The organism is Herbaspirillum sp. B65, assembly GCF_000333555.1.
GTDB lineage: Bacteria > Pseudomonadota > Gammaproteobacteria > Burkholderiales > Burkholderiaceae_D > Herbaspirillum > Herbaspirillum rubrisubalbicans.
Map to the genome: position 1 here is coordinate 1 of NZ_BADI01001014.1, position 8,201 is coordinate 8,201.

Here is an 8,201-nt window from a genome sequence, read left to right on the forward strand (position 1 = left end):
GGCGGCGGCCTCTATCACATCAATTGCGATTACCGCCTGATGATCGACAACCTGATGGACCTGACCCACGAAACCTACGTCCATGCCTCCAGCATCGGCCAGAAGGAAATCGACGAAGCCCCGGTCAACACCCGGGTGGAGGGCGAGCAGGTCATCACCAGCCGCTTCATGGAGAACATCATGCCGCCGCCGTTCTGGCGCATGGCCTTGCGCGGCAATGGCCTGGCCGATGAGGTGCCGGTGGACCGCTGGCAGATCTGCCGCTTCTCGCCACCCAGCCATGTGATGATCGAGGTCGGTGTCGCCCATGCCGGCAAGGGCGGCTACGAGGCGCCCCCCGAACACAAGGCCTCCAGCATCGTGGTCGATTTCATCACCCCCGAAACCGAGACTTCGCACTGGTACTTCTGGGGCATGGCGCGTCATTTCCGTCCCGACGACAAGGAGCTCACCGCCACCATCCGCGAAGGCCAGGGCAAGATCTTCGGCGAAGACCGCGAGATGCTGGAGTTGCAGCAGGCCAATCTGCTGAAGTATCCCGAGCGTCGCCTGTTGGCCCTGAACATCGATGCCGGTGGCGTGCAGTCGCGCAAGGTGCTGGACAAGTGGCTGGCACGCGAAGCCGAGGCCGGCAAGGCTGCGGCAGCCTGAGGAGCGAGCATGACGACATTGCAGGTCAAGGTCGCGGCACGCCGCGAAGAAGCGCAAGACATCGTTGCACTGGAACTGGTCGCGGCCGATGGCCAGCCCTTGCCGCCCTTCACCGCCGGTGCCCATATCGACGTGCATCTGCCGGGCGGCCTGGTGCGCCAGTATTCGCTGTGCAATGCCCCGCATGAACGGCATCGCTACCAGATCGGCGTGCTGCGCGATGCCAATTCGCGCGGCGGTTCGGTGGCCGTGCATGAGGCGCTGCAGGTGGGCGAGCGCATCACCATCAGCGCCCCGCGCAACCAGTTCGTCTTGCACAGCGCCCGTCACAGCCTGTTGCTGGCCGGTGGCATCGGCATCACGCCCATCCTGTGCATGGCCGAGGCACTGGCCGCAGAAGGCGCTTCCTTCGAGATGCATTACTGCGCCCGTTCGCCGGCGCGCCAGGCTTTCCGCGAGCGCATCGCCGCCTGCGGCTTTGCCGATCGTGTGGTGCATCACTATGACGATGGCGCGGCGGCGCAGAAGCTTGACCTGGCTGCGCTGCTGGCCGCCCTCGATCCCGCCACCCATCTCTACGTCTGCGGCCCCACTGGCTTCATTGCCCATGTGGTGGACACTGCGCGTGCGCGTGGCTGGCCGGATTCACAGGTGCATTACGAGTACTTCGGCGCGGCTCCGGTCAATGCCGATGGCAATGGCGCCTTCGAGGTCAAGCTGGCCAGCAGCGGTCAGGTCTACACCATCCCGCCCGAGCGCACCGTGATCCAGGTGCTGGTCGAGCATGGGGTGGATGTGCCGGTGTCCTGCGAGCAGGGCATCTGCGGCACTTGTCTCACGCGGGTGCTGGAGGGCGAGCCCGATCATCGCGATCAATACCTGACCGATGAGGAAAGAGCCGCCAATGACCAGTTCACGCCCTGCTGTTCGCGCGCCAGGAGTCCCATGCTGGTGCTGGATCTGTAATGCGGTTTGTCGTTCGCGGTAAATCATTTACATAAAATAGAACGAGAGGAGACATGATGAGCGAGATGATCAATAAGCGGCGCCGCCACCTGGTGCTGGCCGGTAGCGCAATGGCCGCGGGCGCGCTACCGCTGTTGGCCCGCGCTGCCGATGCCGTGAAGGTGGGGCTGATCGTGCCGATGTCGGGGCCGTTTGCCACCACCGGGCGGCAGATCGAAGCGGCGGTGAAGCTGTACCAGCAAAAGTATGGTGAGACCGTGGCCGGGCGCAAGGTGGAAATCCTTTTGAAGGATGATGGCGGCGTCTCCCCGGATGTGACCAAGCGTCTGGCGCAGGAACTGGTGGCGCGCGACAAGGCGCAGGTGTTGATGGGCTTTGGCCTGACGCCCCTGGCGCTGGCCGCAGCGCCCATTGCCACGCAAGCCAAGGTGCCGATGATCGTCACGGCGGCGGCGACCTCGATCATTCCACAGCGCTCCCCCTTCATCGTGCGGACCGGTTTTACGCTGGCGCAGGTGACGGCGCCGCTGGCATCCTGGGCTGGCAAGAACGGAATCAAGAGTGTAGTGACGTTTGTTTCCGATTATGGGCCTGGGCTGGATGCTGAGAAGGTGTTCGTGAAGAATTTTTCCGAGACCGGCGGCAAGGTGATGGAGAGTGTGCGGGTGCCCTTGCGCAATCCCGACTATGCGCCGTTCCTGCAGCGGGTCAAGGATGCCAAGCCGGAGGCGCTGTTCGTCTTCGTGCCATCGGGCGAGGGTGCGGCGGTGTTGAAGCAGTTCACCGAGCGTGGCCTGGGTGCGGCGGGGATTCGTCTGATCTGTACCGGGGATGTGTTGGATGATGATCTGATGGCCGGCATTGGTGCGGCTGCCAAGGATGTGGTGAGCAGTCATCATTATTCGGCGGCGCATCCTTCTGCAGCCAACAAGGAGTATGTGGAGAGCATTGCCAAGGCCAATAAGGGGATGCGGGCCAATTTCCATTCGATCGGGGCGTATGACGGGATGCATCTGCTGTATGAGTCCTTGAAGAAGACCGGCGGGGATGCGGATGGGGCCAAGCTGCTGGCGGTGATGAAGGGGATGAGCTGGGAGAGTGTGCGGGGGCCGGTGACTATCGATGCGGCCACGCGCGATATCGTGCAGACGGTCTATATGCGCAAGGCGGAGTTGCGGGGCACTGAGTTCTATAACGTGGAGTTTGATCAGGTGGTCAATGTGCGCGATCCTGGGGTTTGATCTCTTTTTGAATTCTTTTCGATGTCTTGTTGGGCTGCCGTTCCTGTTGTTGTGGGACGGCAGTTTTGTTTTGGGCGGAGGGTTGCACGGGAAGCTCATGTGCGCTCCAGCTTCCTGCTTTTTTCTCTTCGGTCGAAACAAAACGCCCCCCCTGGGAGCCGACTCTGGCGCCGATAAAGGGAGTCATTCAGCCCTTAGCGCCCTCTGGAGACCCTCGGCGTAGGAAGTCTTTTTTATCGGCCCGATCAATTGCTGAAGCGCTGAATCATCCATGATCACCGGCTGCGTCTGCAGATAATGCATCTCCACCAGTTCGCGCATAAACGGATTGAACAATCCGATGAGCCGCAGCATGGTTTTACCCGCCACCCGTGTCTTCAGCTTGCGTCCGGTCTGGCGCTCCAGTTCGGCAACCAGCGCTTGCTGCGTCGTCACGCCGGCACCGGCCAGGTGCCAGATCTTGCCGAATGCTGCGGGTGTGCCGACCAGCTTGGCCACGACCGGTCCGACATCTGGCACGAAGACGAACTCGTGCGGGCGATCCAGCGGCCCGATCATATCGGCCGTGCCGCCCTGCACCGCCGCCTTGATCGCACCATGCAACAAGCTGGCTTCGACGCCGGGGCCGTAGAAATCAGGCAGGCGCAGCACGGCGGCGCGGATGTGTCCTTCGGCGTGCGCCTGCATCAGCAGATCTTCCTGTGCCTTGCGCATCCGTCCCTTGAAGGTATGCGGTGCGCGCGGGTGGTCTTCCCGTATCGGTGAGGTTTGTGGCAAACCGTAGGGATACACTGTACCAATCAGGAGGATGTGCTTGACGCCAGCGCTGATCGCGCCAGCCAGGGTCTTGCGCATCAGTTCGGGATGCAGCTCGAACTGCGTATAGTTGACGCCGACCAGGTAGATCAGCGTGTCGATGCCGTGCGCGGCGGCTTCTACCGAAGCCGGCGAATCCGGATTCCAGGTAACGATCTCGGCCAGGGGATCAGAACCGAAAGCCTGGCGCAAGCTGGCTTGGCTGCGGCCGACGACACGATAAGGCTGCCCTTGGGCACTGATGGCAGAGGCGATGCTTTGACCGATGGCTCCGGCAGCGCCGAACAAGGCAATCTTGGACATGAGGTTCTCCTGGGTTACGGTGAGAGTGGGAAAGAGCTCAGTATGCGAAATTGAGGTATAAATGAAAATTGCATAAATTGGCCTAGCCTCTATACATAAATTAATACCATGGTTGACATCGAACCCAACTGGGAGTGGTACCGGACCTTCCTCAAGGTCTTGGAGACAGGATCTTTATCAGCGGCGGGACGCGAGATGGGGCTCACGCAGCCCACTGTGGGGCGCCACATCGAGAACCTGGAATCGGCGCTGGGACTGAAACTCTTCGTGCGCTCCTTCGAGGGTTTTTCGCCCACGGATGCCGCCTTGGAACTCCAGCCCTATGCGGCCGGCATCGCTGCAAGCTCTGCCGCCATGCGCCGGGTCGCCAGTAGTCACGGTCGGGACGTGCGCGGGACGGTCAGACTGACCGCCAGCGAAATCATCAGCGTGGAAGTGCTGCCGCCCATCCTGGCCGACCTGAAACATCGCCATCCAGGGCTGCACATCGAACTGGTCATGTCAAACAGGGCTGATGACTTGCTGCAACGCGAGGCCGATATTGCCGTGCGCATGTTCAAGCCGAGCCAGGATGCGCTGGTCGCCAAGCGGCTGGGCAGCATCGAATTGGGGCTACATGCTCACCAGCGCTACCTCGCGGCCTACGGGGTACCCCACACGATCGATGCGCTGGCCGACCATGCGCTCATCGGCTTCGACCAGGAAAGCGCCTATGTGCGCAAGGTGCTGGTGCAATTCCCTTGGCTCTCGCGCGCCAGCCTGGCGTTCCGGGCCGATAGCGACCTGGCACAACTGGCCGCCATCCGGGCCGGCATCGGCATCGGCATCTGCCAGGTGGCGCTAGCGGCAAGAGAGGAGGCGCTGGTACATCTCTTGCCCAGACAGTTCTCGCTCAAGATGCAAACCTGGGTAGTCATGCATGAGGATTTGCGATCCAGTCCACGCTGCGCCGTCACGTTTGCAGCATTGGTAGCAGGCTTGAGCGCCTATATGCGCGGGTAATGCAATCGATACTCATACAGAACTGGCGATGTGCTCCCGCAGCCACTGATGCGCCGGGTCGCGATGAACCCGTTCATGCCAGAGCATGAACATCTCGAAGCCGGGGACTTCGATCGGTGCTTCCACCACTTTCAGTACGGCATTACCGCGCACCAGCCGCGACGGCAGCATCGCCACCAGGTCGGTGTTGGCCAGTACTGCGGTGAGAAACAGGAAATGCGGCACCGACAGGGCGACCTTGCGCGTCATGCCCATTTCCGCCAGCACGGTATCGGTCACGCCGTGAAATCCTCCGCCATCCGTGGAGACGATGACATGCTCCAGCTTGCAGAACTGTGCCAGCGTCGGGCGTCGCTTCAACTGCGGATGCCCGGCTCGTCCGGCAAGTACGTAGCGTTCCGTGAACAGTGGCAGACGGCGTAGTTCTGGTGGTGCCTCGGTGGCGGTGAGGAAGGCCAAGTCGATCTCGCCCTGTTCCGCCTTTCTCGCCACCAGGGCGGGGGTAGTCTGGATCACGGCGAGGCGGGTCGCGGGCGCGGCCTTGCGCAGCGCGTCCAGGGCCGACATCAGAATCGTGTACTCGCTGTAGTCGAATGCCGCAGCGCGCCAGGTCTGTTGAGATTGGGCGGGGTCGAAGGCAGTCGAGGGAGTCACGGCTTGTGCCAGGGCGGCCAAGGCCTGTTGCAGCGGTTCGCGCAGCTCTTCGGCGCGGGCCGTGGTGCGCATACCGCGTGGACCGGGCAGCAGCAAGGGGTCACCGAAGAAGTCCCGCAACCGCGCCAGTTGCAGGCTGACGGTCGGTTGCGCCAGATGCAGGCGCTCGGCGGCGCGGGTCACGTTGTGTTCGATCAGCAAGGCATCGAGCGTCACCAGAAGATTGAGGTCAAGTCGTCGCAGTGGATTGTCCATGGAAATACCTGGAATTGTGGAAATCAATTTCCAATATATCTCGGACAGGCCTATCGTGTGCTCATTGTTTGACTGACTTACTGATGGAGCACCAGTTTATGAACGTTCTTCTTGTCTATGCCCACCCTGAGCCGCGTTCGCTCAATGGTTCGCTCAAGGATTTCACTGTCCAGCGCTTGCAGCGGGCGGGCCATGTCGTCCAGGTATCCGATCTCTATGCCATGCAGTGGAAGGCTGCGCTGGATGCAGGAGATAACACCGCATCGCAGCCGGGCGCACGCCTGGATGTTTCCCTGAACTCCAGACAGGCTTTCGAGAACGCTACCCAAAGCGCCGACATTGCACGCGAGCAGGAAAAGCTGCGCTGGGCAGACACTGTCATCCTGCAATTCCCACTGTGGTGGTTTTCGTTGCCGGCCATCCTCAAGGGATGGGTTGAGCGGGTGTATGCCTATGGTCTCGCCTACGGCGTTGGCGAGCATTCCGATACACACTGGGGGGATCGCTATGGAGAAGGCCGGTTTGCCGGAAAGCGGGCGATGCTGGTGGTTACCACCGGCGGCTGGGAATCGCATTACGCGCCGCGCGGCATCAACGGCCCGATCGATGACATCCTGTTCCCGATCCAGCATGGCATCCTGTTCTATCCAGGATTTGACGTACTGCCGCCGCATGTGATCTACCGCACCAGCAAGATCGACCAGGCCGGATTCGCACAGGTCTGCGAGGCGCTGGGACAGCGGCTGGACGCGCTCGCAACGACCGCGCCGATCCCTTTCCGCAAGCAGAACGCAGGAGACTATGAGATACCCGCGCTGACCTTGCGCCCGGAGATCGAACCAGGCCGAGAGGGCTTGGGTATTCATCTCTTGGGCGGCTAGAGCCGATAGGTTGTCAGCGCCTGGCAAGCCGGCTCGGCACTGGAGAAATCAGTTCCCTTGCAAGGCCTGTTCGATATTCTCGCGCGCCGCTTGTTCGTAACGCTGAAAGAACTGGTCCGTATTGAAAATCCTTGGGCGATGCAGGAAAGCTTGCAGTATCTTTTTACGTTCCTGCTCGAATAGCGGCTGCGGGACGTATTGATATTCGGCGCGAATCTGCCGCTCGTATTCCTGAAAGCGCGCCGCCGGCGCTGCGAGGATGGAAAGATCTACGTCCACCAGGATGGCGGCATCCACGTCCGACTTTGCATCGTGCTGCCGCGTGGCCATGATCAGCGCATGTACGCGTCGCGCAGTTTCTTCGGCTGCGCCGGCCTCTTGCAGGCAGGTGGTTGCCTGCTCTGCACTTCGTTCTTCATTGTCATGGCGCCGGACATCGTAGATGAGGTCATGAAACCACAGCGCCAATTCAACTTCTCCGGGATGGTGTGATTCCGCCCGCAGCTCTTCCCATTTCTCGAAGCATTCTTCGAGATGCCGAAGTGTGTGGTAGTGGCGATGGGGTTGGCTGTAATGCTCGATGATCGCATCAAACCATTGCGCATCCGGGCGGGGAAGGCCCAACTTGCGCCAGGTCGATTGCCATTGTTCGTGTGTCAGGGGCATGGTGGGCTCACTTATCTGATCGAGCCAGCGGGGGACGATGAACGGCTGGCTTCCATCTCGATATAGCGCTGCACGAGCTGCAATGCCGTGCTGGCCGCATAGCCTTTGGGCATGATGTCCCTGGCGGCGCTGGCGAGCTGGAAGGCGCCTTCCATGAAGGCGAGCAGCCCCCCTGCGAGATGCGCGACGTTTCTGGTCTTTTTGCCTTGATGCATCAGGCAGGCTTTCAGCAATTCAGTCAGCAGTGCCAGTTCGTCGGCCACGGCTTGCTGATAGATATCCCGTACCTGCGGCTGACGCACCGCCTCGGCGCCGATCATTACCCAGGCCGCCACCGCATCGGGATTGGCACCGAAACCATGGGCCAGGCGTGCGTCGATGTAGGCCTTGAGTTTCTCTTGAGGTGTCGTGGCCTTTGCAACGAATTGATCGTAGCGGGCACGAAACAGCTCGGACAAGGACTTCACCAGGTGCAGCAGGATCTCTTCCTTGCTTTTGAAATGATAGTGAATCAGCCCCGGCGCCAGTCCGGCCTTCTGGGCGATGGCCTGGATGGTGGCCTTCTCGTACCCCTGCTCGGCCATGGCGGCCAAGAGCGCTGATACGATTTCCTGGCGGCGTTGCTCGGTATTGGATTTACGGGACATGGAACACCATAAATTGGTTGATTGACCAAATTATACTTGCAATTGGTCGCGGCATGGCCTACCTTGGTTTTAAATTGGTTATTCAACCAATTTAAAATCGGTGCCAGGACATGGGTTCC

Annotated in this window: 8 protein-coding genes and 1 pseudogene; 5 read left to right on the forward strand and 4 right to left on the reverse strand. The window is 60.9% G+C overall.

The window, feature by feature from the left end; genetic code table 11:
* From I5W_RS23935 to I5W_RS23945, 3 genes and pseudogenes are all read left to right on the forward strand, one after another.
* Nucleotides 1-651 (forward strand): annotated as a pseudogene (locus tag I5W_RS23935) (aromatic ring-hydroxylating dioxygenase subunit alpha); the annotation flags it as partial.
* Between the two features lie 9 nt (nucleotides 652-660).
* The gene (locus I5W_RS23940) at nucleotides 661-1,617 is read left to right on the forward strand and encodes a PDR/VanB family oxidoreductase (protein WP_044531127.1); all 957 of its coding nucleotides are present in this window, start codon (nucleotides 661-663) and stop codon (nucleotides 1,615-1,617) included.
* Between the two features lie 56 nt (nucleotides 1,618-1,673).
* On the forward strand, nucleotides 1,674-2,858 hold the full coding sequence (locus tag I5W_RS23945; protein WP_199901796.1) for an ABC transporter substrate-binding protein: 1,185 nt from the start codon (nucleotides 1,674-1,676) through the stop codon (nucleotides 2,856-2,858).
* 183 nt (nucleotides 2,859-3,041) lie between these two features.
* On the opposite strand, the gene I5W_RS23950 is transcribed toward I5W_RS23945, so the two are convergent.
* Nucleotides 3,042-3,977 carry an SDR family oxidoreductase gene (locus I5W_RS23950; RefSeq protein WP_044531129.1) on the reverse strand — a complete coding sequence of 312 codons (936 nt, stop codon included), beginning with the start codon at nucleotides 3,975-3,977 and terminating at the stop codon, nucleotides 3,042-3,044.
* Between the two features lie 108 nt (nucleotides 3,978-4,085).
* Between I5W_RS23950 and I5W_RS23955 the strand changes: the two genes are divergently transcribed.
* Nucleotides 4,086-4,979: a LysR family transcriptional regulator gene (locus I5W_RS23955; protein ID WP_017452577.1), complete on the forward strand. Its 894-nt coding sequence runs from the start codon at nucleotides 4,086-4,088 to the stop codon at nucleotides 4,977-4,979.
* 12 nt (nucleotides 4,980-4,991) lie between these two features.
* On the opposite strand, the gene I5W_RS23960 is transcribed toward I5W_RS23955, so the two are convergent.
* Nucleotides 4,992-5,888 (reverse strand): LysR family transcriptional regulator, encoded by an 897-nt coding sequence (locus I5W_RS23960; RefSeq protein WP_044531130.1) that lies wholly within the window; start codon nucleotides 5,886-5,888, stop codon nucleotides 4,992-4,994.
* Nucleotides 5,889-5,986: 98 nt separating this feature from the next.
* Here I5W_RS23960 and I5W_RS23965 point away from each other — a divergent pair, with 98 nt between their 5' ends.
* Complete coding sequence (locus I5W_RS23965) at nucleotides 5,987-6,769, forward strand: NAD(P)H-dependent oxidoreductase (protein WP_017452575.1); 783 nt, start codon at nucleotides 5,987-5,989, stop codon at nucleotides 6,767-6,769.
* Nucleotides 6,770-6,817: 48 nt separating this feature from the next.
* Here the strand turns inward: I5W_RS23965 and I5W_RS23970 are convergent, their stop codons facing one another.
* Nucleotides 6,818-7,435, reverse strand: coding sequence for an HD domain-containing protein (locus tag I5W_RS23970; RefSeq protein WP_044531131.1), 618 nt, complete (start codon nucleotides 7,433-7,435; stop codon nucleotides 6,818-6,820).
* An 11-nt stretch (nucleotides 7,436-7,446) separates the two neighbouring features.
* Complete coding sequence (locus I5W_RS23975) at nucleotides 7,447-8,082, reverse strand: TetR/AcrR family transcriptional regulator (protein WP_256380796.1); 636 nt, start codon at nucleotides 8,080-8,082, stop codon at nucleotides 7,447-7,449.
* Nucleotides 8,083-8,201: the final 119 nt, after the last annotated feature.